Below are 20,053 nucleotides of genomic sequence, written 5' to 3'. Positions count from 1 at the left end.
GGTTTCCCTCATGGCCACGTTCTCTGATTCCTCCGGCGCTTCCCGTATGCGGGCACCCAGCCGCCTTGGCGACCTGATGTTCGGCGGTCTGACCCGCCTTGCCGCAATCGTTACGCTGTTGCTCCTGGGCGGCATCATCATCTCGCTCATCATCAGCTCCTGGCCCACGATTCAGAATTTCGGCCTGTCGTTCCTGTGGAATTCGGAGTGGGATCCGCCCTCTGACATCTATGGCGCGCTGGTGCCCATCTACGGCACCCTGGTCACATCGCTGATCGCGCTCATCATTGCCGTGCCTGTGAGCTTCGGCATTGCCCTGTTCTTGACCGAGTTGTCGCCGGCCTGGCTGCGCCGACCGCTGGGTACCGCCATTGAGCTGCTCGCCGCAGTGCCATCCATCGTGTACGGCATGTGGGGGCTGCTCGTGTTTGCGCCGATTTTTGGCGAATACTTTCAAAAGCCGCTGGCCGCGACCGTCGGCAAGATCCCTGTCGTCGGGGCGCTGTTTCAGGGCGCGCCGATCGGCATCGGCCTGCTATGTGCCGGGGTGATCCTGGCGATCATGATCATTCCGTACATCTCTGCGGTGATGCGCGACGTGTTCGAGGTCACGCCGACGCTGCTCAAGGAATCCGCCTACGGGGTGGGCTGCACGACGTGGGAAGTCATGTGGAACGTGGTGCTGCCGTACACCAAGGCGGGCGTGATCGGCGGTGTGATGCTGGGCCTGGGCCGCGCCCTTGGCGAGACCATGGCCGTGACGTTCGTGATCGGCAACACCAACCTGCTGTCCGATGCCTCGTTGTTCTCGCCGGGTAACAGCATTACCTCGGCGCTGGCCAATGAATTTGCGGAAGCGGGCCAGGGCCTGCATACCGCGGCGCTCATGGAGCTGGGCTTGATCCTGTTCGTCATCACGTTCATCGTGCTGGCGGCCTCCAAGCTGCTCCTTCTGCGCCTGCAGAAGAGCGAGGGTCAGAAGTGAACCAACACGATCTGCCTGACGCTATGAGACCCAATACCATGCGTATGCCTTCCATCCCTGCCGTTCGCGCCGACTCTGAAAAGATCAAGGCCCGCCTGCAGGCCCGCCGCCGCAATGTCAACGGGATTGCGCTGGCACTGTCGCTTGCCGCTATGGCTTTCGGCCTGGTGTGGCTGGCTTGGATTCTCTGGACCACGCTCTCGCTGGGTGTGGGCGGCCTGTCGATGTCGCTCTTCACGGAGATGACGCCGGCGCCCAACACGGCGGGGGGCGGCCTCGCCAACGCCATCGCAGGTTCGTTGCTGCTGGTAGGTATGGCCACCCTGATCGGCACGCCGCTGGGCATCCTGGCCGGCATCTATCTGGCCGAGTACGGCAAGACGTCGATGCTGGCGAGCGCCACGCGTTTCATCAACGACATTCTGCTGTCGGCGCCGTCCATCGTGATCGGCCTGTTCGTGTATGCCGTCGTGGTGGCGCGTGTACATCACTTCTCGGGCATTGCCGGTGTGATCGCGCTGGCGCTGCTGCAGATTCCGATCGTGGTGCGCACGACCGAGAACATGCTCAACCTGGTGCCCAACGCGATGCGTGAAGCCGCCATGGCGCTCGGCACGCCCAAGTGGAAGATGGTCCTGTCGATTACGCTCAAGGCGTCGTACGCCGGCGTGATTACCGGTGTGCTGCTGGCTGTGGCCCGCATTGCCGGCGAAACCGCGCCGCTGCTCTTCACCGCGTTGAATAACCAGTTCTGGAGCCTGGATCTGAATCAGCCGGTGGCCACGCTGCCGACCGTGATCTTCAAGTTTGCGATGAGCCCGTTCCCCGAGTGGCAGCAATTGGCCTGGGCCGGGGTGTTCCTGATTACGCTGGGTGTGCTGGGGCTGAACGTCCTCGCGCGTGCCTTGTTCACCAAGAAATGACCATGACCGCTACGTCCCTCGAAGTGCGCACGCAAAGCCCGAAGATCGATGTTCGCGACCTGAACTTCTACTACGGCAAGTTCCACGCACTGAAGAATATCTCGCTGCAGATTCCGGAGAAGCAGGTGACAGCCTTCATCGGCCCGTCGGGCTGCGGCAAGTCGACACTGCTGCGTACGTTCAACAGGATGTACGCGCTGTATCCGGAGCAACGTGCCGAAGGCCAGATCAGCATGGACGGCGAAAACCTGCTGACCTCGCGCATGGATATCGCCCTGCTGCGCGCCAAGGTTGGCATGGTGTTCCAGAAGCCGACGCCGTTTCCGATGTCGATCTACGACAACATTGCTTTCGGCGTGAAGCTGTTCGAGCGTCTGTCTCGCTCCGAGATGGACGACCGCGTGGAATGGGCGCTGACCAAGGCCGCACTGTGGAACGAAGTGAAGGACAAGCTCAACCAGTCGGGCTACGGCCTGTCGGGCGGTCAGCAGCAGCGTCTGTGCATCGCGCGCGGCATTGCCATCCGCCCCGAAGTGCTGCTGCTGGACGAGCCGTGCTCGGCGCTGGACCCGATCTCCACGGGCAAGATCGAAGAGCTGATCGCCGAGCTGAAGGACGACTACACCGTCGTCATCGTCACGCATAACATGCAGCAGGCGGCGCGTTGCTCCGACTACACGGCGTACATGTACCTGGGCGAGCTGATCGAGTTCGGTGATACCGAAAAGATCTTCATCAAGCCTCAACGCAAAGAAACGGAAGACTACATTACCGGCCGCTTCGGCTGACCTGCAACAACGCTGAAGCTGAAGCGACAAGGAGAAACCGATGTCTGAAAAGCATCTGTCATCGCAGTTTGACACCGACCTGACCACCATCAGCACCAAGGTGCTGCAGATGGGCGGTCTGGTGGAAGCGCAGATTGCCCGCGCGATGCGCGCGCTGGCCAACTTCGACACCGCGATGTGCGATCAGGTGCTCGCGGTGGAGCAGGAGATCAATGCGCTCGAGATCGAGATCGACGGCGACTGCAACAACATCATTGCGCGCCGCCAGCCGACCGCCCGCGACTTGCGTCTGGTCATGGCTATCTCGAAGACCATTACCAATCTGGAGCGCGCCGGTGACGAGGCCGCAAAGATTGCGAAGCGCACCAAACGTCTCATGCAGGACCCGTCCGCACACGCGCTGAACTACGCAGGCGTGGATCGCTCGGGCGAGATGGCCGCAACCATCCTGCGCCACGCGCTTGACGCCTTCGCGCGCCTGGACACCACTGCCGCCGTGTCGATCCTGCAGGAAGACAAGGCCATCGATGAGGAATTCCGCGGCTTCATGCGCGAACTCATCACGTACATGATGGAGAACCCGCGCACGATTTCGGTGGCGCTGGATCTGCTGTTCATTGCGAAGGCCATTGAACGTATCGGCGATCATGCCAAGAACATCGCCGAGTTTATTATCTATATCGTCAAGGGAACCGACGTCCGGCATGCCGGGCGCGAGGCGCTGGAGCGCGAGATCCTGGGCGAAGGCGAATAAGAAGGCAGGACTGGAGACGTGAGCATGCCGAGCAGTATTCTCGTCGTAGAAGACGAACCGGCGATCGCCGAGCTGATCGCCGTGAACCTGCAGCACGCAGGGCACTACCCGATCCGCGCGTACAACGCCGAGCAGGCGCTGTCGCTGATGAGCGACGTGTTGCCCGACCTCGTCCTGCTCGATTGGATGCTGCCGGGCAAATCGGGGGTGATGTTCGCCAAGGAGCTACGTGCTAACGAGCGCACGCGCCAGATCCCGATCATCATGCTGACGGCTCGCAGCGAAGAGCAGGACAAGATCATGGGTCTGGACAGCGGCGCGGACGATTACGTTACCAAGCCGTTCTCGCCCAAGGAATTGCTGGCCCGCATCAAGGCAGTGCTGCGCCGCCGCGCACCGCAGCTGACCGACGACGTGGTGGCGATCAACGGCCTGAAGCTGGACCCGGCCACGCACCGCGTGACGGCCACGAACGTCGAGGCCGAAAACCCGATCAAGCTGGACCTCGGACCGACGGAGTTCCGCCTGCTGCATTTCCTGATGACGCATCCGGAGCGCGTGCACAGCCGCTCGCAGTTGCTGGATCAGGTGTGGGGCGACCACGTGTTCGTGGAAGAGCGTACGGTGGACGTGCACATCAAACGCCTGCGTGCAGCGCTCGCTCCGGGCGGCTACAGCAACATGATCGAAACCGTGCGGGGCAGCGGCTATCGCCTCGCGCGCAATCCGGGGCAGTAACGCAATAACGCATCCGTCAGGCGAACGCGCGAGCCGGTTTTTTTTCCATCGCGCGTTCACACGCCCGTCGCGGTCCAGCGCTTAGAATGCCTTCATGAACGTCTTCTGGACCCGCTTTGCCGTCTTTGCCACCCTCATGGGCATCGTCACGGCATGCCTGTATATCTTCGTCGACCACGTCGCTGCGCTGGCGGTGCTCAGCGCCATGCTGTTGGCGATGCTCCTGTATTACATCTACCAGATCCAGCGCCTGTGGCGTGTGTTGGACTCGCCGGCCTATGGCGAGATTCCGAGCGCGCTTGGCCTGTGGGGCGAGGTCTACTATCGCCTGCACCGGTTGATGAAGGGATGGCGCACGCAGGTGTTGCAGGTCGAGCAACAGCACAGCCGCTTCATTCAGGCCATTCAGGCATCGCCCAACGGCGTGCTGATGCTTGATGGTGAAGACCAGATCGAATGGTGCAACGCGGTAGCTGAAGAGCATTTCGGCCTCTCTGCCAAGCGTGACCTGCGCCAACGCATTACCCATCTGATCCGCCGACCGGAGTTCGTGCGCTACCTGGCGCGCGGCGAGTTCGAGGAGCCGCTCACCATGCATGACGTGGGCCCGCACAAGCAAAGCATCATCTCCGCCCAGATCTTGCCGTATGGCGAAGACCGCAAGCTGCTGGTGTCGCAGGACATCACCAAGCTGGAGAACACCGAAGCGATGCGCCGCGATTTCGTGGCCAACGTCTCGCACGAGCTGAAGACACCGCTGACCGTGCTCTCTGGCTTTCTCGAGACGGTGCGCGATATCCCGCTGCCGGAAGAAGACAAGCGGCGCTACCTGGACATGATGCACACGCAGGCCATGCGCATGCAGCATCTGGTAGAAGACTTGCTGGCGCTCGCCACGCTCGAAGGCAATCCCGAGCCGCCGTCTCTGGCGCCGGTGCCGATGCAGCGCATGATGCTCCAGCTCCAGCACGATATCGAAGCGCTGTCTGCGGGCCGGCACACCGTCAGCATGACATGCGACCCGGCCGTGAGTGTGTGCGGCGCCGAGCTTGAGTTGCTGTCCGCGTTCAGCAACCTGGCGTCCAACGCCGTGCGCTACACGCCGGATGGCGGCAGTATCCGACTCGATTGGGGTGTACGCGACGGGCACGCGGTGTACTCCGTCACTGACACGGGGATTGGGATTGCGCCAGAGCATATTCCGCGTCTGACCGAGCGCTTCTATCGTGTTGACCGCAGCCGTTCACGCGATACCGGCGGCACCGGGCTGGGCTTGGCCATCGTGAAGCACGTGCTGTCGCGCCACGGTGGGGAGCTGCAGGTGACTAGCGAGCACGGCAAGGGCAGCACTTTCCGCGCCGTCTTCCCGCCAGAGCGCACGATCGTGCGCAGCGCCACCATGACCGACGAGCGCGTCGGCTGATCGCAGCCTTCGCCAATGCGCCAATGAAAAACGCACGCTGTTGAGCGTGCGTTTCTGTTTGCAAGCAAGCTGGCGATCAGCCTGCGGAGATCTCCACCGGCGCGCGAACCGTCGGTTCCGCGGCCGTTGCCGCTGCCACTGCGGCCGCCGTTTCCGCCGCAGCAGCAGCCTGCGGCGAGAAGTGGTTCAGCAGTTCCAACTGGCTGACGCGCACATGCTTGCCCCGCGTCTGGCGCTGCACGTAACGGCCATCCTGCTGCATGACCCACGCCGACGCATTGTCGCGCAGATGCACCTGGAGGCTTTCCTTGATGACGCGCGCCTTGAGCTTGCGATCAAGCACGGGGAAGGCCACTTCCACGCGACGGAACAGGTTGCGGTCCATCCAGTCGGCGCTGGAGAGGTAGACGACCTCCTCGCCACCGGCATGGAAGTAGTAGACGCGGTGATGCTCCAGGAAACGCCCGACGATGGAGCGAACGCTGATGTTCTCCGACAGCCCCGGCACGCCCGGCTTGAGGGCGCAGACACCGCGCACAATCAAGTCGACCTTCACGCCCGCCCGCGACGCCTTGTACAGCTCGTCGATGATGGCCGGCTCCAGCAGCGCATTCATCTTGCCGATGATGCGCGCACGTTTGCCTGCTCGAGCGGCGCGTGCTTCAGCTCGAATGTGCTCGATCAGGTTGTCGTGCATCGTGAATGGCGAGTGCCACAGATGATGCAGCTTGACCTGTGCGCCCGTGCCCGTGAGCAACTGGAACACGTGATGCACGTCTTCGCAGATCTGCTCGTTCGCCGTCATCAGGCCGAAGTCGGTGTAGAGGCGGGCGGTCTTGGGGTGGTAGTTGCCCGTGCCCAGATGCGCGTAGCGGCGCAGCCTGACGGCCTTGCCCTTGCCGGATACTTCGCGGCGCACCACCAGCAGCATCTTCGCGTGGCACTTGTGACCGACCACGCCATACACGACATGAGCGCCGGCCGATTCAAGCTGGTCCGCCCAGTTGATGTTCGTCTCTTCGTCAAAGCGCGCGAGCAGTTCGACGACGACGGTCACCTCCTTACCGTTGTGCGCAGCTTTGATGAGCGCTTCCATCACCGTGGATTCGTTGCCGGTGCGGTAGACGGTCTGCTTGATTGCGACCACGTCGGGGTCGCGCGCTGCCTGCTGCAGCAGCTCCAGCACTGGCGTGAAGCTTTCGTATGGATGGTGCAGCAGGATGTCGCCCTGGCGGATGGCGTCAAACACGTTGGAACTGTTGGCCACCTGCCTGACCGTTGCCGGCACGTGCGGCGGGTATTTCAGCACCGGTTTGTCGACCATGTCGGGCACCTGCAGCAGGCGCACCAGGTTCACAGGCCCTTTAACGCGGTAGCAGTCCGCGTCGGTCAGGCCGAACTCCTGCAGCAGTCGCACCACCAGCGCGGGCGACGTGTCGTGTGCGATCTCCAGGCGTACTGCGTCGCCGAAGTGGCGCGTAGACAATTCACCCTGCAGCGCTTCGCGCAAGTCCGTGATTTCATCTTCCGATACAAACAGGTCGGAGTTGCGCGTCACTCGGAATTGGTAGCAGCCATGTACGTCGATCTGCGGGAACAGCTCATGCACAAAGCCCTGCATGAACGACGATAGCAGCACGAACCCATACGGGTAGCCCGACAGTTCCGGCGGCATCTGCACCAGCCGGGGCAGGGCGCGCGGGGCCTGCACGATGGCCAGCTCTGCCTCACGGCCGAATGCGTCCTTGCCCGACAGCTCGATGATGAAGTTCAGGCTCTTGTTGAGCACGCGTGGGAACGGGTGCGCAGGGTCAAGAGCCATTGGCGTCAAAATGGGTACCAGCTCGCGCTGGAAGAAACTGCGACACCAGGCGCGCTGGGCTTCATTCCAATTGGTGGTCATGTGGAAGAAGACGCCTTCCTTCTCCAGCAAGGGCAGGATCTCCTCCTGCAACATGGCATACTGTTGCGCGACCAGCTGCCGCACCCGCTCCGAGACCACGCCAAATGCCTGCTGCACCGACAGCCCGTCGGGCGTGACCGACGAAGGGTTGTCGCGCATCTGCTCCTTCAATCCGGCAATGCGGATTTCAAAGAACTCATCGAGATTGCTCGACACGATGCAGATGAATTTCAGCCGCTCCATCAGCGGCACACCCGGGTCAGCGGCCTGGGCGAGCACACGGGCGTTGAATTCCAGGATGCCCAGTTCGCGATTGAGCAGATCGCCCGCGGGCAATGTCGACATGTTGTGTTCTGACGGATGACGATCCGGCCACTTTTTCATAGTTCAGTGTCAAATTTGTGACACATTGAATTTGTCACGTTCGGGACACAATAAAGACATATTTTGTTGCGCATTGTTTCGAACGACAATACCCCGCGCCCCTGATTCTGCTCCTCACCCGTTTTCATTCATGAGTCCCACCCCCCGTCTGCTGGCTGCTGTCGACATGGGCTCCAACAGCTTCCGGCTGATGATCGGCCGCGTCGACGAAACCCTTGGTGCCAACGGTGCCAGCAGTACCCAGATCTTCCAGGTCGATGCGCTGCGCGAACCGGTGCGTTTGGCTGCCGGGCTTACGCAAGATAAGTACCTGGATCAGCCCGCGCGCCGGCGCGGCGTCGACGCCTTGCGCCGCTTTGGCGATCGCTTGCGTGATTTTGCCCCTGAGCATGTGCGCGCCGTGGCCACCAACACCTTGCGTGTAGCCAAGAACGCGCAGGAATTCCTGATCGAGGCGGAAGCCGCGCTGGGGTTTCCCATCGAGGTGATTGCGGGCCGCGAAGAGGCACGGCTGATCTATCTCGGTGCATCGCATGACGCACCGGCGTGCCAGGGCAACCGGCTCGTTGTCGACATCGGCGGCGGCTCCACCGAGTTCATTATCGGCAACGGCTACAAGCCCAAGCTGATGGAGTCGCTGTATATCGGTTGCGTTTCGCACAGCCGGCATTTCTTCCCCAACGGCAACGTTGATGAATACGCGATGAAGCAGGCCGAGCTGGCCGCGCGTCGCGAGATCCAGGTGCTCGTGCAGCAGTACCGCACGGCTGGCTGGACGCAGGCCGTCGGGTCATCGGGGACGGCGCGTGCGCTGGCCGAGCTGATCGAGCTGAACGGCTTCAATGACAAGAGCAACGAACACGGTATTACGCGTGAAGGGCTGGAGCGCCTGAAGCGCGCGCTCGTCAAGTCGGAGAACACCAACCGCCTGAAGCTCAACGGCCTGAAGGCGGACCGGATTCCGGTGCTGCCGGGCGGGCTGTCGATCATGCTCGGCGTGTTTGCGGAACTCGACGTCGACCGCATGGACGTGACCGATGGCGCCTTGCGCCTGGGCGTGCTGTACGACCTGCTCGGCCGTACGCACCACGAAGACATGCGCACGGTGACGATTGAGCAGTTCATGCGCCGCTACAACGTCGATCGAGCGCAGGCGAGCCGCGTTCGCGATGCGGCGACCGCGCTGCTGTCGCAGTTTCCCGATCCGCCCGATGAGCGCCGCGAAGACAACCTCGCGCTGCTGGGTTGGGCGGCAAACCTGCACGAGATCGGCATGAGCATCTCGCACAGCGGGTACCACAAGCACTCGGCGTACATCGCCAGCCATGCCGATATGCCGGGTTTTTCCAGGACAGACCAGGCGCGCCTGGCGACGCTGCTGCTGGGCCACGCCGGCAAGCTGGGCAAGCTTTCGGGCGGCGGCAAGTTCCTGGATTGGCGGATGCTGTTCAGCCTGCGTCTGGCGTTTGTGCTGTGCCGCAGGCGCGGAGCGATCCAGTTGCCGGGCTTGCGCGTGCGCCATAGCGAAGGCGAACTGAACGAAGGTGGTTTCGAAGTCGAGCTGCCCAAGAACTGGATCGAGCAGAATCCGCTGGTGGAATACAGCCTGACGAAGGAAGCCGATGAATGGCAGCGCATCGGCCGCCGCTACAAGGTGGTGTACGTGTAAAGCGTAGCGCAGCCTCCCAAGCAAAACGGCCCGGAGTGACCCGGGCCGTTTTATTTGGTGTGGCGCTGTTCTGAGCGATATCAGCCGCGCAGGAAGTGGCGTGCGTAGCGCGGGTTGATGTCCGACAGGCGCAGCAGCGTGAGGAAGTCGGCGACGTTGAAGTCAGGGTCCCAGGCCGGTGCGCCGCAGATGCGTGCGCCCAAGCGCAGATAACCCTTCACGAGCGCAGGCGGCTCGACTTCGAGATCCTGGTTCAGTTCGTCCACCGGCAGTGCCACGCGTGGGAAGGCGTGGTACTCGATCGGTGCGAGCGAGCCATCTTCAACGAAGCTGCGATACAGGCTGGCTGCAAAGTGACCGCCATCGCCCATCGACACGCTTGCGCAGCCCAGCATCGATTCGAAACCGTAGCGCTGCATGTATTCGCCCAGGCCGGCCCACAGCGCCATGATGACGCTGCCCGAGCGGTAGTCGCGGTGCACGCACGAGCGGCCAAGCTCGACCATCTTCGGACGCAAGTGCGCCAGGCGCACGAGGTCGAATTCGGATTCGGAGTACAGGCAACCAATCTGCTTGGCAGCGTCCGGGCGCAGCACACGGTAGGTGCCGACCACGCGGAGCGTTTTCTGGTCGCGCACGATCAGGTGGTCGCACACGGCGTCGAACATGTCGACGTCCAGTTCCGTGTGGGCCGAGGGCAGGCGGGCGCCCATCTCTTCGGCAAACACCTTGTAGCGCAGGCGCTGCGCTTCGGTCACTTCATCCTGATGGCGCGCCCACGAAACGGCCAGAACAGGCTTGTCACGCGCCGGAAGAGCGTCGGGTGAGCGAGGAAGGCCCCTCCGTGCGTTGCCCAAGTTCAGGCTCGGCAGTGCGTCGATCAATGGCTGGGTGGGCGTCGGCAGGTCTCGCATTCGTGCATCCCCAAGGGTGGATTTCGAAGCGATTCTAGAGGCGCTACGTGACAGATCCGCGACAAAAGCGTGTCAACCGTGACCGTTACGTGAATTTTGCGTGGCGATGCTGTGACCAACGTGATATGTCACGCGAGATCGGGGTTCACCACCGCGCGGAGCACGGTCTGTGCTTCGTCTTCGCGCATGCGGCGGCAGAGCCACCACACGCCGGCTTTCTTTACGCTCCAGTCCATTTCCGTGCCCGCGATGAGCAGGCTGGCAAGGCGCCCGAGCCACGGCTGATGGCCGACTAGTAGCAGGTTCGTATTCGACGGCCAGTCCAATGCATCGAGGATCGCGCTCACATCTGCGCCAGGCGCGAGCGCGGGCAGCGTCTGGAAATGTTCGGTGAGGGCGCGTGCGGTCTGCTGTGTGCGGACCGCGGGGCTCGCGAGTACGAGCGTGTCTTCAGGCAAGCGGGGGCGCAGCCAATCGGCCATTTTCTCGGCCTGCTTGTGGCCGCGCTTGGTGAGTTCTCGCTGCAGATCGGTGTTGCGCTGGATGCGCAAGGATGCGGCCAAGTCTTCGGCTTCTGCGTGGCGCCACAGGATGAGGTTCATGGTGAAGATGCGAAGCATTGCGTGATGCGAATGTTGCCTTTATAGCATCGGCAGATGACACCCTGAGCCGCAGCGCATCGCTCCAAAACAAAAACGGCTTACGTAGGAAACGTAAGCCGTTTTGTTTGCTGCTCAATGCTGGTCGGGGCGGCAGGATTTGAACCCGCGGTCTTCCGGTCCCAAACCGGACGCGTTACCAGACTACGCTACGCCCCGAAGACCGCGATTGTACCGCTTTCGCAACAAGCTGGTCAAATGAGTGTTCGGACAATCATCCCGAGCGCCACGAAGCCCGCGAACGCGGCAAATCCCTGCTGCAGCGCCGGCCCTGCCAAATGCTGCGCAAAGCGCCGTCCCACCAGCATGCCGGTCAAGGCGCCGGCGGCAAACGGCAGTGCGATATGCCAATCGACATGCCCGCCGATGGCCGAGGCGGCCACACCGCCAGCGGACACCAGCGCAATCACTGCCAACGAGGTGGCGACAATGGTTTGCATCGGCAGATCGGTCGCGCGGCGCAATGCGGGCACGATGACAAAGCCGCCGCCCACGCCCAGCAACCCGGACAGGAAGCCTGCGCCCACGCCCGACGCAGCCAATGCGCGCGCGCACGGCAGCGTCCAGACGAGCTTGGCCGTGGTGCTGTCAAGGTGGCACGGCGGTGCCGTGCGCCTCGGGCGCGGCTCGGTGGACGGTGCTGCGCGCGCTTGCCGGAACATGCGCACCGCCACGTAGGCGAGCACCACCGCAAACAGCAGCGTGAGCGGCGTGTTCGGTACGCGGTGCGCAACCCAGATGCCAAACGGCGAGATCACCACGCCGCACAGCGCTATCAGCCCCGCGGCCTTGTAGCGGACCTTGCCCTCGCGCAATCCGAGCATCGCACCGAGCCCCGCAGACAGTCCCACCGCCAGCAACGCAATCGGCGCAGCTTCAGGCACCGACAGATGCAACCCAAAAATCAGCAGCGGCACTGCGACAATGGCCCCCCCTGCGCCTGTCAACGCCAGAATGAGCCCGACCACAGAGCCCAGCCCGGTGCTGACGATCCAACCCGCTTCCACAGGCGACATGGTCAGCGTCCTGCCATCTTCTTCAAGACCTTGCCGCAGTAAAGCTCGGAGAGCGTCTGCATGATCTGGATGACCTCGAAGCTGGCGAGCCGGTAGTAGATGTATTTGCCTTCGCGCCGCGTGGCGACAAGGCCCTCGTCGCGCAACACGCCCAATTGCTGCGACAGGCTGGGTTGATGCAGGCCGACCAGCGCCTCCAGCTCGCCGACATTGCGCTCGCCCTGCGTGAGCTGGCACAGCAGCAGCAGACGATCTTCGTGCGCCATGGCCTTGAGCACGGCGCACGCTTGCGACGCAGACGCGCGCAGCATGGAAATGGCCGCATCGGGCAGCGGCACGACGTCGGGACTGGTAGTGGAATGACTCATCGCGGTGTGATGCAGGGGAGTATTCGCGCCTTTTGCGCTATTGGCAGACAGAATGTCAGACGATATTCTATAAAAATATAGATTGTTCGGGAAAGTCCACCATGCACGCCCAGATCGAATCATTCTTCGACCCCGATACCTGCACCATGACCTACGTCGTGCACGCGGGGCCCGGCTCGCCCTGTGCCGTGATCGATTCGGTACTCGACTACGACCCCAAATCGGGCCGCACGACGACCCGCTCGGCCGACCGCGTTGCGGCGTTCATCGAAGCGCAGGGCTTGCGCATCGAATGGCTACTGGAGACCCACGCGCATGCCGATCACCTGTCGGCTGCGCCGTATCTGCGTGGGCGTTTCGGCGGGCGTATCGCCATCGGTGAGCGCATTCGGGTCGTGCAGGGCGTGTTCAAGCCGATCTTCAATCTCGAGCCCGCGTTCCTGCTTGATGGCTCACAGTTTGACCACCTGTTTGCGCCGGACGAGGTGTTCCATATCGGTAATCTCGAAGCAAAGGCGCTGGCCGTGCCGGGCCACACGCCGGCAGACATGGCGTATCAGGTGGGCGATGCGGTGTTTGTGGGCGACACGCTGTTCATGCCGGACGTGGGCACCGCGCGCTGCGATTTTCCGGGAGGAAATGCGGGCACGCTGTACCAGTCGATCCGCCGCTTGCTGGATCTGCCGCCGGACACGCGCCTCTACATGTGCCACGACTATCCGCCCGGTGGGCGCGAAGCCGTGTGCCACACAACGGTGGCCGAGCAGCGCCGCGCCAACATCCATGTGCGCGATGGCGTGACCGAGGCCGAGTTCGTGCAGATGCGCACGAAGCGCGATGCCACGCTCGGCATGCCGACGCTGATGCTGCCGGCCATTCAGGTGAACATTCGTGCGGGCATGTTGCCTCCGGCCGAGCCGAACGGCGTGCAGTACCTCAAGATTCCGCTGAACGCGCTGTAACGGCTCAGGGAGCGAGCAGCGCGGCACGCGCGGCAGTCAGCACTTGACGGCTGAGTTCATCGAGCAGCGAGGATGCTGCCCGCGCATGCTGCCAATGCAGCGGAACATCCAACGGCGTGTTAGGCACCAGCTCGACCAGTGAGCCGTCTTCAAGATGCTGCGCAATCAGCGCATGCGGATGCAGCCCCCAACCCATGCCGGCCACGGCCGCAGTCACAAACGCCTGCGACGACGGCAGCAGATGGCGCGGCAATTCCACATGGCGATGGCACAGGCGCCGTGCCCAGGTGGCCTGCAATGCATCCTTGGTGTTGAACACGAGGCAGGGCGCTTTCGACAGTTCTCCTGCGCCGACGCCGTCTGCGAAATGTCGCTGGACGAATGCAGGGCTGGCTGCTGCCAGATAACGCATGGACCCGAGGGGGCGGCTGTTGCAACCCGCAGCCGGCCGCGCGGTGGCCGTAACGGCCGCCAGCACGGCACCGCTGCGCAGCCATTCACCGGTGTGATCCTGGTCATCCACAGCCACTTCCATCAACACCGGGTGGGCTGCTGCGAACGTGGCGATTGCAGGTGCGAGCCACGTCGCCAGGCTGTCGGCGTTCACGGCAATGGGCAGCGCAACGCGCGCCGCGCCGTCTGGCCCCAGCGTCGGAAGCGCGCCTTGCAGTTCCTGTTCGAGCAGGCGCACGCGGTCGACGTGCTGGCAAAGCCGCCGGCCGGTCTCGGTGGGGCGGCACGGCTGATCGCGCACGACCAGCGCGCAGCCGACGCGTTCTTCCAGCAACCGGATGCGTTGCGAAATGGCCGACGGCGTGACATGCAGTGCGCGCGCCGCGCGCTCGAAACTGCCTTCTCGAATGACGGCAGCCAAAGCCGCCAGGGCGGAATAATCCAACACGTAAGTTAGGAAAACTGAATTGAATCAAGGAAAGATAGTTTGTCTTCATTCAATCGGGCCGGCAAGCTGCGCGCATGACCACATCGCTTGCAACTTCCTCATCCGTCTTCCTGCAGGGCGTGGCGCTGAGCCTTGGTCTGATCGTGGCCATTGGCGCGCAGAACGCTTTTGTGCTGCGTCAGGGGCTGCGCCGCGAACACGTGGGCAGCGTGGTGCTGTTCTGTGCGATGACCGATGCGCTGCTGATTCTGGCGGGCGTGCTCGGTATGGCGCAGGCGTTGGGTGAACGACCCAGCCTCGCGCGATTCCTCGCGTTGGCGGGCGCTGCATTCCTGTTGCTGTATGGCGTGCAGGCGCTCCGGCGGGCGCGGTATTCCAACCAGTTGCGGGCCGCCGCGGGCGGAGATGGCCTCAGCCGGCGCGCAGCGTTGGCGCAGGCGGCAGCTTTTACGCTGCTGAATCCGCATGTGTATCTGGACACGGTGCTGCTCGTGGGCAGCATTGGTGCGCAGCAAGCCTCGGCATTGCGCAGCTGGTTTGTGGCGGGCGCGGGGTCGGCCAGCCTGTTCTGGTTTGTGTCGCTGGGGTTCGGCGCGCGCTGGCTCGCACCGTGGTTTGCCCGGCCCAAGGCGTGGCAGGTGTTGGATGGGTTGATTGGCGTGACGATGCTGGTGCTGTCTGCCTTGCTGCTGCGTCACGTCCTGCGCGGGTTTTGATTCGATTCCGCTAGCCGTTACGCCACCGCCGCCAGCACGCCCTTGCGCGCGCGGAGGACCCCCACCGACTTCAACAGCGCATGCCCCTGCAGCGTGACGCGCGGCGCGCTCACGCCGGGGCTCAGGCGTTCCAGCGTAATGAGCTGGAGCGCCAGCAGCGTTTCCATATCCAGCGTATCCAGGTCACGTGGTTGCGAGTCGCCGCACAGCAGAACCAGTGCATCGCCTTCGCCTTCGCCTTCGCCGGTGCCACGCCCAAGGGCGACATGGTGTGCGCATTCACCGGCGTGCTGCGTGCGGGCAGGTCGGAAGCCGTCTGGCACGTTCTGTCGGACCGGGCCACAAGCGGCGAAGTCACCCGGTGATGGCCAACGCCGACACGTTCGCGCGTGTCTCGGACCAGGCAGGCGCCTCAGCCGCGCTTTCGTGCATGGCGCATCTGCGGTTCGGCGGCAGGTTGCTCGAGCGGCCGGAGGTTCATCTTGTCGAACACGCGGCGGGCGCGGTCGGCGCAGTCTTCGCCGTCGGGCTCGTGGTCGACTTCGCGAATGAGCGCAAGCAAGTCGCGCTTGTTTTGCGCCAGGCGCTGCTCAAGCACGCCGATTTCCGCGACCTTGCTGTGCAGCGCCTGCAGAAGTTCTTCGCGTGGCCACGCGCCCTGGTGTCCGGGCAAGAGGGCGCGAATCTCTTCCAGCGAGAACCCCGCGCTTTGCGCGCGCAGGATGATCTGCAGCCGCGTGACGGATTCCGGCGCGTACTCCCGATAGCCATTGGACTGCCGCTCCGCCGGCTGCAACAGGCCGCTGGCTTCATAGAACCGGATGCGCGAGGCGGCCACGCCGCTCAGGCGCGCCAGTTCACCAATCTTCATGTGCGTGCTCCGCAGACTTGACATTCAAGTTGACTTTAAGCTTAGGGTTGAGGTCTCGTCAAATGTCAAATCCCACGCGGATGCCACCATGAAGCTCTTCACGCCCCTCGTTCTGCCCAACGGCGCGGTGATCCCAAATCGCCTTGCCAAAGCCGCCATGGAAGAAAACATGGCCGATGCCGATCACGCGCCGTCCGACGCGTTGCTGCGCCTGTATGAGGCGTGGGCGGCAGGTGGCGCGGGCTTGATCCTGACCGGCAACGTGATGATCGACCACCGCGCCATGACCGGCCCGAACGGCGTCGTCCTCGAAGACGGCGCGCATCTCGAGCGCTTCCGCCGCTGGGCCCAGGTGGCGCGTGCGCACGGCGCGCATGCGTGGGTGCAGATCAACCATCCGGGGCGCCAGATGCCGGCCTCGCTCGGGCAGCCGACGCTGGCGCCCTCGGCAGTTCCGCTGGCGCTGGGCGCGCTGTCCAAGCAGTTTCCGGTGCCGCGCGAGATGACCGAGGCGGATATCGGCGAAGTCCAGCAGCGCTTCACGCGCAGCGCGCAACTGGCCGAGCAGAGCGGCTTCACCGGCGTGCAGATCCACGCCGCCCATGGCTATCTGCTGAGTCAGTTTCTCTCGCCGATTTCCAACCGGCGGCAGGACCAGTGGGGCGGCCCGATCGAAAACCGTGCGCGCCTGCTGCTCGAAATCGTGCGCAGCGTGCGCGCCGCCGTGTCGCCGCAGTTCGTCGTGGCGGTCAAGCTGAACTCCGCCGATTTCCAGCGCGGCGGCTTCAGCCCTGACGATGCCAAGCAGGTGGTTGAGCTGCTCAACCCGCTGGGCGTCGACCTTGTTGAACTCTCCGGCGGCAGCTATGAGGTGCCCGCCATGCAAGGGCACGCGCGCGACGGCCGCACGCTCGCCCGCGAAGCGTATTTCCTGGAATTCGCACGGGACATCGCCACCGTTGCCCGCATGCCGCTGATGGTCACGGGCGGCATCCGGCGCCGGGCCGTGGCGGAGCAGGTGGTCGACAGCGGTGTCGACATGGTCGGCATTGCGACGGCGCTGTCCATCGATCCAAACCTGCCGCGCGACTGGGCTGGCGGCAAGAACAACGCGCCCGCGCTGCAGCCCATTACGTGGAAGAACAAGGCGCTGGGGGCACTGGCCAACATGGCGGTCGTCAAGTTTCAGCTCAACCGGCTGAGCGAGGGGCGCACGACGGACCCACGCGTGTCGCCGCTGCGGGCGCTGATTCAGCAGCAACTGGCCGCAGCGTGCCAGTCGCGGCGCTATCGTCGATGGACGGCGCAACGTCAGGCGCGCTAGCGCATATTTTCTGACCGGACCGGCGCAGCCTTACCGATGCGCCGCGTCTCTTGTAGATTCATGTTTTGCCTCCGATCGGAAAGTACGACATGAAACACGTCACTCTGCCCAACGGCGAACGCGTCCCTGCACTCGGCATGGGCACCTGGAACATGGGCGACGACCGCGCCACCCGCGCCGAAGAAATCGCCACGCTGCGCCTGGGCCTCGACCTGGGTTTGCGGCTGATCGACACGGCCGAGATGTACGGCGAAGGCCTCTCTGAATCGCTGATTGGCGAGGCCATTGCCGGACGGCGCGATGAGGTCTTTCTCGTCAGCAAGGTCTATCCGCACAACGCCAGCCGGGGCGGTATCGCCGCGGCGTGCGAGCGCAGCCTGCGCCGCCTCGGCACCGACCGGCTCGATCTGTACCTGCTGCACTGGCGGGGCGATGTGCCGTTCGAAGAGACGCTGGAAGGCCTGCAGGCCCTGCAGCGCGAGGGCAAGATCCGCCAGTACGGCGTGAGCAACCTCGACCTGTCAGACATGGAGGAATGGTGGGACGCGCCCGGCGGCGATCAGACCGCCGTCAACCAACTGCTCTACAACCTTAGCCGGCGCGGCATCGAATGGGATGTGCTGCCCTGGCTGCGTGAGCGCCGCGTGCCGGTGATGGCCTATTCACCCATCGAGCAGGCGCGGCTCGTTCGGCATCCGAAGCTGGTGCGCTTCGCGCAGGCGTGCGGCATGACGCCGGCACAGGTGGCGCTGGCGTGGCTGCTGGCGAATGACGACATCATCGCGATTCCCAAGACCGGCCATCGTGACCGGCTGCGCGAGAACATCGGCGCGCTGTCCCATACGCTCACGGCTGAGCAGTTGGCAACGCTGGACGCCATCTTCCCGCCGCCCAAGGGGCCGCGCGCGCTGGAGATGCTCTAAGCGCTCAGCGCGACTTTGCCAGGTAGCGCGCGTGATCGACGTAGCCCATCAGGTAGACGCGGGCTTTGTCGCGTGTGTCTTTGGTGACGCGGTCGGCTGCCTTGCGCGCGCCGGACGACGACATCGACGCGCTGAGGTGATCGCGGAAACCGTCGTGCATGGTGCGCAGGGCACCTTCGCAGGCGTCGAGCGCGGAGGCGACCACGTCCTTCGTCTGCGTGGCGCCCGACACGCCGCTGTCGGCCTGGCGCTGGACGCACGCCATGTAGTTGGCACGCAGCGTCTGCCAGCCGATGTCGGCGCTGGCATCTGTGGCCGCCGCCGCGGCGGTGGTGGAATCAACGGGCTGCTGCTGCGGGTGCGATGCGCATGCTCCGAGCAAGGCCAGCAGGACGAGAGACGGGCAGGTGAGGGCGTTTTTCATGGCATGGACTGTACTGCACGGCCTCGCTGCTTGCGCTAGGCCAAGTCGACCTCGATGCACGCCGTAACATTTCGAAACGAAAAAGGGCGCTGACGCAACGCGCTTGGCTTACCCGGCCGCAAGCGCGATTTCAGAAGACCGCCCCCCCCCGGCCCATTTCGCTGTGCCCACACATCGACGGCACTGGCGGCCGATCTTCAGTGCGGCACGCGCCGGCCGCAAAGCGCGACGTCCGAGGAAAAAGGTTCGGCAGTCGAGCAAAAGGCCTCGAACGTCGAGCTTCCATCTCGTTGAGTTGAGCCAAATTTCAACCGTTGCGGAAGATGAAGCTGTACGCGTTGAGTGCCGGCACGCCGCCTAAATGTGCGTAAAGCACGCGCGAGCCCGCAGGAAATTCACCGTTGCGGACCATGTCGATCATGCCGTGCATGGATTTCCCCTCGTACACGGGGTCGGTCAGCATGGCTTCCTGGCGCGCGCACAGGCGAATCGCTTCAAGCGTGCCTTCGTTGGGCAGGCCGTATTCCGGGCCGCCGTAGCGCGTGTCGAGCACCACGTCTTTTTCCGTGATGTTTCTGCCGAGGTCGACCAGTTCGGCGGTGTGCTGCGCGATACGGAGGATCTGCGCGCGCGTCTGTTCCGGCTTGGCCGAGGCGTCGATGCCGATCACTTTGTCAGCCCGGTCATCTGCTGCGAAGCCGACGACCATGCCGGCTTGCGTACTGCCCGTGACCGAGCACACGACGATGTAGTCGAACTTGAAGCCCAGCTCCGCTTCCTGCTGGCGGACTTCTTCAGCAAAGCAGACAAAGCCCAGGCCGCCGAGCGGGTGTTCGGAGCAGCCGGCCGGAATCGGGAACGGCTTGCCGCCGCGCTTGCGGACGTCTTCCATGGCCTGTTCCCAGCTGGGCCGGATGCCGATGTCGAAGCCTGCGGCATCGAGGCGCACGTCGGCGCCCATGATGCGCGACATCTCGATATTGCCGACGCGGTCGTACACGGCGTCGGAGTAGTTCACCCAGTTTTCCTGCACCAGCACGCACTTGAGGCCGAGGTGCGCCGCCACGGCGGCCACCTGGCGCGTCTGGTTCGACTGAATGCCGCCAATGGACACCAGTGTGTCGTACCCGCCTTCCAGCGCTTCCGGAATCAGGTATTCCAGCTTGCGCGTCTTGTTGCCGCCGAAGGCCAGGCCGCTGTTGCAGTCTTCGCGCTTGGCAAACAGCTCCACCTTGCCGCCCAGGTGCGCGCTCAATCGTTTCAGCGGCTGGATGGGCGTCGGGCCGAACGTCAGGGGATAACGGGGAAATCGCTGCAGGTTCATGAGGGGGCTCCTTCAGTGCCGCGAATGGCGGGATGTCGGAAACCAATGGTACGCAGAGCGCTACGAAATGAGGTTGCAAAGAGC

21 protein-coding genes and 1 tRNA gene are annotated in these 20,053 nt (G+C 63.7%); 11 read left to right on the top strand and 11 right to left on the bottom strand.

The window, feature by feature from the left end; translation table 11 throughout:
- The first annotated feature begins 10 nt into the window (after positions 1-10).
- From pstC to phoR, 6 genes are all read left to right on the top strand, one after another.
- Positions 11-985: a phosphate ABC transporter permease PstC gene (gene pstC, locus AAHM38_RS08590; protein WP_041668183.1), complete on the top strand. Its 975-nt coding sequence runs from the start codon at positions 11-13 to the stop codon at positions 983-985.
- A gap of 38 nt (positions 986-1,023) precedes the next feature.
- Positions 1,024-1,908, top strand: a complete 885-nt coding sequence (gene pstA / locus AAHM38_RS08585) for a phosphate ABC transporter permease PstA (RefSeq protein ID WP_037028546.1) — start codon at positions 1,024-1,026, stop codon at positions 1,906-1,908.
- Positions 1,905-2,696: a phosphate ABC transporter ATP-binding protein PstB gene (pstB, locus tag AAHM38_RS08580; protein WP_371316229.1), complete on the top strand. Its 792-nt coding sequence runs from the start codon at positions 1,905-1,907 to the stop codon at positions 2,694-2,696. Before pstA ends, pstB begins: the two co-directional genes overlap by 4 nt.
- Positions 2,697-2,736: 40 nt before the next feature.
- Positions 2,737-3,450 (top strand): phosphate signaling complex protein PhoU, encoded by a 714-nt coding sequence (phoU, locus tag AAHM38_RS08575; RefSeq protein ID WP_009240889.1) that lies wholly within the window; start codon positions 2,737-2,739, stop codon positions 3,448-3,450.
- Between the two features lie 24 nt (positions 3,451-3,474).
- A complete protein-coding gene (phoB, locus tag AAHM38_RS08570) occupies positions 3,475-4,188 on the top strand; it encodes a phosphate regulon transcriptional regulator PhoB (protein ID WP_004634238.1) in 714 nt (237 codons plus the stop codon).
- A gap of 94 nt (positions 4,189-4,282) precedes the next feature.
- Positions 4,283-5,611, top strand: coding sequence for a phosphate regulon sensor histidine kinase PhoR (gene phoR, locus AAHM38_RS08565; protein WP_116576080.1), 1,329 nt, complete (start codon positions 4,283-4,285; stop codon positions 5,609-5,611).
- Between the two features lie 76 nt (positions 5,612-5,687).
- Here the strand turns inward: phoR and ppk1 are convergent, their stop codons facing one another.
- Positions 5,688-7,859, bottom strand: coding sequence for a polyphosphate kinase 1 (gene ppk1, locus AAHM38_RS08560; RefSeq protein ID WP_009240887.1), 2,172 nt, complete (start codon positions 7,857-7,859; stop codon positions 5,688-5,690).
- 169 nt (positions 7,860-8,028) lie between these two features.
- Between ppk1 and ppx the strand changes: the two genes are divergently transcribed.
- Positions 8,029-9,567 carry an exopolyphosphatase gene (gene ppx / locus AAHM38_RS08555; protein WP_012762178.1) on the top strand — a complete coding sequence of 513 codons (1,539 nt, stop codon included), beginning with the start codon at positions 8,029-8,031 and terminating at the stop codon, positions 9,565-9,567.
- 80 nt (positions 9,568-9,647) lie between these two features.
- Here ppx and AAHM38_RS08550 read toward each other — a convergent pair whose 3' ends face one another.
- From AAHM38_RS08550 to AAHM38_RS08530, 5 genes are all read right to left on the bottom strand, one after another.
- On the bottom strand, positions 9,648-10,481 hold the full coding sequence (locus tag AAHM38_RS08550) for a GNAT family N-acetyltransferase (RefSeq protein WP_009240886.1): 834 nt from the start codon (positions 10,479-10,481) through the stop codon (positions 9,648-9,650).
- Between the two features lie 128 nt (positions 10,482-10,609).
- Positions 10,610-11,083 (bottom strand): phosphohistidine phosphatase SixA, encoded by a 474-nt coding sequence (sixA, locus tag AAHM38_RS08545; RefSeq protein ID WP_041668499.1) that lies wholly within the window; start codon positions 11,081-11,083, stop codon positions 10,610-10,612.
- A gap of 139 nt (positions 11,084-11,222) precedes the next feature.
- Positions 11,223-11,299: transfer RNA gene (locus AAHM38_RS08540), tRNA-Pro, on the bottom strand.
- Positions 11,300-11,334: 35 nt separating this feature from the next.
- The gene (locus AAHM38_RS08535) at positions 11,335-12,156 is read right to left on the bottom strand and encodes a sulfite exporter TauE/SafE family protein (RefSeq protein WP_012762176.1); all 822 of its coding nucleotides are present in this window, start codon (positions 12,154-12,156) and stop codon (positions 11,335-11,337) included.
- A gap of 2 nt (positions 12,157-12,158) precedes the next feature.
- Positions 12,159-12,524 carry an ArsR/SmtB family transcription factor gene (locus AAHM38_RS08530; RefSeq protein WP_012762175.1) on the bottom strand — a complete coding sequence of 122 codons (366 nt, stop codon included), beginning with the start codon at positions 12,522-12,524 and terminating at the stop codon, positions 12,159-12,161.
- A gap of 101 nt (positions 12,525-12,625) precedes the next feature.
- Here AAHM38_RS08530 and AAHM38_RS08525 point away from each other — a divergent pair, with 101 nt between their 5' ends.
- Positions 12,626-13,486, top strand: coding sequence for an MBL fold metallo-hydrolase (locus AAHM38_RS08525; RefSeq protein WP_012762174.1), 861 nt, complete (start codon positions 12,626-12,628; stop codon positions 13,484-13,486).
- A 4-nt stretch (positions 13,487-13,490) separates the two neighbouring features.
- Here AAHM38_RS08525 and AAHM38_RS08520 read toward each other — a convergent pair whose 3' ends face one another.
- Complete coding sequence (locus tag AAHM38_RS08520; protein WP_012762173.1) at positions 13,491-14,387, bottom strand: LysR family transcriptional regulator ArgP; 897 nt, start codon at positions 14,385-14,387, stop codon at positions 13,491-13,493.
- 74 nt (positions 14,388-14,461) lie between these two features.
- Here AAHM38_RS08520 and AAHM38_RS08515 point away from each other — a divergent pair, with 74 nt between their 5' ends.
- Positions 14,462-15,103 (top strand): LysE/ArgO family amino acid transporter, encoded by a 642-nt coding sequence (locus AAHM38_RS08515; protein WP_012762172.1) that lies wholly within the window; start codon positions 14,462-14,464, stop codon positions 15,101-15,103.
- 17 nt (positions 15,104-15,120) lie between these two features.
- On the opposite strand, the gene AAHM38_RS08510 is transcribed toward AAHM38_RS08515, so the two are convergent.
- Positions 15,121-15,426 carry a hypothetical protein gene (locus AAHM38_RS08510; RefSeq protein ID WP_041668178.1) on the bottom strand — a complete coding sequence of 102 codons (306 nt, stop codon included), beginning with the start codon at positions 15,424-15,426 and terminating at the stop codon, positions 15,121-15,123.
- Positions 15,427-15,515: 89 nt separating this feature from the next.
- Positions 15,516-15,974: a MerR family transcriptional regulator gene (locus AAHM38_RS08505; protein ID WP_012762170.1), complete on the bottom strand. Its 459-nt coding sequence runs from the start codon at positions 15,972-15,974 to the stop codon at positions 15,516-15,518.
- Between the two features lie 88 nt (positions 15,975-16,062).
- Between AAHM38_RS08505 and AAHM38_RS08500 the strand changes: the two genes are divergently transcribed.
- Entirely contained in the window at positions 16,063-17,298 is a 1,236-nt protein-coding gene (locus AAHM38_RS08500) for an NADH:flavin oxidoreductase/NADH oxidase family protein (RefSeq protein WP_012762169.1), read from the top strand.
- A gap of 89 nt (positions 17,299-17,387) precedes the next feature.
- A complete protein-coding gene (locus AAHM38_RS08495; RefSeq protein ID WP_116576081.1) occupies positions 17,388-18,221 on the top strand; it encodes an aldo/keto reductase in 834 nt (277 codons plus the stop codon).
- A 4-nt stretch (positions 18,222-18,225) separates the two neighbouring features.
- Here AAHM38_RS08495 and AAHM38_RS08490 read toward each other — a convergent pair whose 3' ends face one another.
- Both AAHM38_RS08490 and AAHM38_RS08485 read right to left on the bottom strand, forming a co-directional pair.
- A complete protein-coding gene (locus AAHM38_RS08490; protein ID WP_012762167.1) occupies positions 18,226-18,645 on the bottom strand; it encodes a hypothetical protein in 420 nt (139 codons plus the stop codon).
- Positions 18,646-18,952: 307 nt separating this feature from the next.
- The gene (locus AAHM38_RS08485) at positions 18,953-19,969 is read right to left on the bottom strand and encodes a 1-aminocyclopropane-1-carboxylate deaminase (RefSeq protein WP_116576082.1); all 1,017 of its coding nucleotides are present in this window, start codon (positions 19,967-19,969) and stop codon (positions 18,953-18,955) included.
- Positions 19,970-20,053 lie beyond the last annotated feature (84 nt).

It is taken from the genome of Ralstonia sp. OTU4908, assembly GCF_038440115.1.
Taxonomy (GTDB): Bacteria; Pseudomonadota; Gammaproteobacteria; order Burkholderiales; family Burkholderiaceae; genus Ralstonia; species Ralstonia pickettii.
This window is presented reverse-complemented; position numbering and strand designations above follow the sequence as displayed.

Coding starts and splice junctions, on each gene's coding strand:
- pstC (WP_041668183.1), top strand. CDS start 11: ATGGCCACGTTCTCTGATTCCTCCGGCGCTTCCCGTATGCGGGCACCC.
- pstA (WP_037028546.1), top strand. CDS start 1,024: ATGCGTATGCCTTCCATCCCTGCCGTTCGCGCCGACTCTGAAAAGATC.
- pstB (WP_371316229.1), top strand. CDS start 1,905: ATGACCATGACCGCTACGTCCCTCGAAGTGCGCACGCAAAGCCCGAAG.
- phoU (WP_009240889.1), top strand. CDS start 2,737: ATGTCTGAAAAGCATCTGTCATCGCAGTTTGACACCGACCTGACCACC.
- phoB (WP_004634238.1), top strand. CDS start 3,475: ATGCCGAGCAGTATTCTCGTCGTAGAAGACGAACCGGCGATCGCCGAG.
- phoR (WP_116576080.1), top strand. CDS start 4,283: ATGAACGTCTTCTGGACCCGCTTTGCCGTCTTTGCCACCCTCATGGGC.
- ppk1 (WP_009240887.1), bottom strand. CDS start 7,859: ATGTCGACATTGCCCGCGGGCGATCTGCTCAATCGCGAACTGGGCATC.
- ppx (WP_012762178.1), top strand. CDS start 8,029: ATGAGTCCCACCCCCCGTCTGCTGGCTGCTGTCGACATGGGCTCCAAC.
- AAHM38_RS08550 (WP_009240886.1), bottom strand. CDS start 10,481: ATGCGAGACCTGCCGACGCCCACCCAGCCATTGATCGACGCACTGCCG.
- sixA (WP_041668499.1), bottom strand. CDS start 11,083: ATGAACCTCATCCTGTGGCGCCACGCAGAAGCCGAAGACTTGGCCGCA.
- AAHM38_RS08535 (WP_012762176.1), bottom strand. CDS start 12,156: ATGTCGCCTGTGGAAGCGGGTTGGATCGTCAGCACCGGGCTGGGCTCT.
- AAHM38_RS08530 (WP_012762175.1), bottom strand. CDS start 12,524: ATGAGTCATTCCACTACCAGTCCCGACGTCGTGCCGCTGCCCGATGCG.
- AAHM38_RS08525 (WP_012762174.1), top strand. CDS start 12,626: ATGCACGCCCAGATCGAATCATTCTTCGACCCCGATACCTGCACCATG.
- AAHM38_RS08515 (WP_012762172.1), top strand. CDS start 14,462: ATGACCACATCGCTTGCAACTTCCTCATCCGTCTTCCTGCAGGGCGTG.
- AAHM38_RS08505 (WP_012762170.1), bottom strand. CDS start 15,974: ATGAAGATTGGTGAACTGGCGCGCCTGAGCGGCGTGGCCGCCTCGCGC.
- AAHM38_RS08500 (WP_012762169.1), top strand. CDS start 16,063: ATGAAGCTCTTCACGCCCCTCGTTCTGCCCAACGGCGCGGTGATCCCA.
- AAHM38_RS08495 (WP_116576081.1), top strand. CDS start 17,388: ATGAAACACGTCACTCTGCCCAACGGCGAACGCGTCCCTGCACTCGGC.
- AAHM38_RS08490 (WP_012762167.1), bottom strand. CDS start 18,645: ATGAAAAACGCCCTCACCTGCCCGTCTCTCGTCCTGCTGGCCTTGCTC.
- AAHM38_RS08485 (WP_116576082.1), bottom strand. CDS start 19,969: ATGAACCTGCAGCGATTTCCCCGTTATCCCCTGACGTTCGGCCCGACG.